The organism is Cellulomonas sp. P5_C6, assembly GCF_054049635.1.
This window is the reverse complement of record NZ_JBFULZ010000330.1, coordinates 1-2,067: the sequence shown is the minus strand read 5'-3', so window position 1 is coordinate 2,067 and position 2,067 is coordinate 1. Positions and strand designations below refer to the sequence as shown.

Genomic DNA, 2,067 nt, shown 5'->3' with positions numbered 1-2,067 from the left:
GACCGACGGCGTGCGACTGGTAGCGCGCGATCGCGGCGAACTCCTCGGGGTCCAGGCTCGCGCCGCCGACGAGCGCGCCGTCGACGTCGGGCTTGGCCATGATCGAGGCGACGTTCGACGACTTCACGGAGCCGCCGTAGAGCACGCGGACCGCGTCGGCCGTCGCGGCGTCGTACAGCTCGCCGATGCGCGTGCGGATCGCCGCGGCCAGCTCCTGGGCGTCCTCGGGCGTCGCCGTCTCGCCGGTGCCGATGGCCCAGACGGGCTCGTATGCCACGACGAGGGTGGCGACCTGCTCGGCCGTGAGACCGGCCAGGGCGCCGTCCAGCTGCGCGAGGGTGTGCGGCACGTGCTCGCCGGCCTTGCGGACCTCGAGCACCTCGCCGACGCACAGGATCGGGATCAGGCCGGCGCCGAGCGCGGACTTGACCTTCGCGTTGATGAGCTCGTCCGACTCGTTGTGGTACTCGCGGCGCTCGGAGTGCCCGATCGCGACGTAGGTGACGCCGAGCTTGGCCAGGAACGCCGGCGAGATCTCCCCGGTGTACGCGCCCGACGCGTGCGCCGAGACGTCCTGCGCGCCGTAGACCAGCTCGAGCTTGTCGGCGTCCACGAGCGTCTGCACGCTGCGCAGGTCGGTGAACGGCGGCAGCACGCAGACCTCGACCTTGCCGAAGTCGTGGCGGGCGTCCTTGAGCGTCCACGCGAGCTTCTGCACGGTGTGCGTGGCCTGGTGGTGGTCCAGGTTCATCTTCCAGTTGCCCGCCATCAGCGGGGTGCGAGTCGCCACGATCAGTCCTCCAGAACCGCGATGCCGGGGAGCGTCTTGCCCTCGAGGAACTCGAGGCTCGCGCCACCACCGGTCGAGATGTGTCCGAACCCGGCCTCGTCGAAGCCGAGCGTGCGCACGGCCGCGGCGGAGTCGCCACCGCCGACGATGGTGAAGCCGCCGTTGGTGCCCGCGTCCACGAGCGCCTGCGCGACGGCACGGGTGCCGCCCGAGAACGCCTCGAACTCGAACACGCCGGCGGGGCCGTTCCAGACGACCGTCTTGGCGTCGACGATCTTGCTCGCGAAGAGCGCGCTCGAGTCGGGGCCGATGTCGAGCCCGATCTTGCCGTCCGGGATCGCGTCGGCGGGGACGACGCGCGCCGGGCTGTCGGCCTTGAACTCGTCGGCGACGACGATGTCGGTCGGCAGCACGATCTCGACGCCGGCGGCCTCGGCCTGCGCCAGGTAGCCCTTGACGGTGTCGATCTGGTCGGCCTCGAGCAGCGAATTGCCGACCGGGTAGCCCTTGGCCGCCAGGAACGTGAAGAGCATGCCGCCGCCGATGAGCAGGCGGTCCGCCTTGGTCAGCAGGTTGGCGATGACGCCGAGCTTGTCCGACACCTTCGAGCCGCCGAGGACGACCACGTAGGGCCGCGCGGGGTCGTCGGTCGCCTTGCGCAGCGACGCGACCTCCTTGAGGACGAGCTTGCCGACCGCGTGCGGGAGCACCAGCGCGACGTCGTAGACCGACGCCTGCTTGCGGTGCACGACGCCGAAGCCGTCCGACACGAACACGTCGGCCAGCGACGCCAGCTCACCGGCCAGCTCGGCACGCTCGGCGTCGACCTTGGACGTCTCGCGCGGGTCGAACCGGATGTTCTCGAGCAGGGCGATCTCGCCGTCCTGCAGGGCCGCGACGGTGCTCTTGGCCGAGTCGCCGACGACGTCGTCCGCCAGGAGCACGGGCTTGCCGAGCAGCTCGGACAGCCGGACCGCGACGGGCTTGAGCGAGTACTTGTCCTCCGGCGCACCCTTCGGGCGGCCGAGGTGGGCCATGACGACGACCCGCGCGCCGGCGGCGAGCAGCGCCTCGAGCGTCGGGAGGGCCGCGCGCACGCGGCCGTCGTCGGTGATGGTCGTGCCGTCGAGCGGCACGTTGAAGTCGGAGCGGACCAGCACGCGCTTGCCGCGCAGGTCGCCGAGGTCCTCGATGGTCTTCATGCGTCTTCTTCCCTTGACTCGAGCAGGGCCGGACACGGCAGCGTCCGCGTGCGCCGGGGCCGCAAGGGCCGGGGC

General features: G+C 71.6%; 2 protein-coding genes. Both read right to left on the bottom strand.

Annotated features, from left to right (window positions below):
- Nucleotides 1-790 (bottom strand): triose-phosphate isomerase (gene tpiA, locus ACXJKG_RS20810; RefSeq protein WP_456847623.1); only part of this gene is annotated, 790 nt, incomplete at its 3' end.
- Between the two features lie 2 nt (nt 791-792).
- Nucleotides 793-1,992 (bottom strand): phosphoglycerate kinase, encoded by a 1,200-nt coding sequence (locus ACXJKG_RS20805; RefSeq protein ID WP_456847622.1) that lies wholly within the window; start codon nt 1,990-1,992, stop codon nt 793-795.
- Nucleotides 1,993-2,067 lie beyond the last annotated feature (75 nt).

Bases quoted from the DNA above. Each gene is read 5' to 3' on its own strand.
- ACXJKG_RS20805 (WP_456847622.1), bottom strand. From the start codon at position 1,992: ATGAAGACCATCGAGGACCTCGGCGACCTGCGCGGCAAGCGCGTGCTG.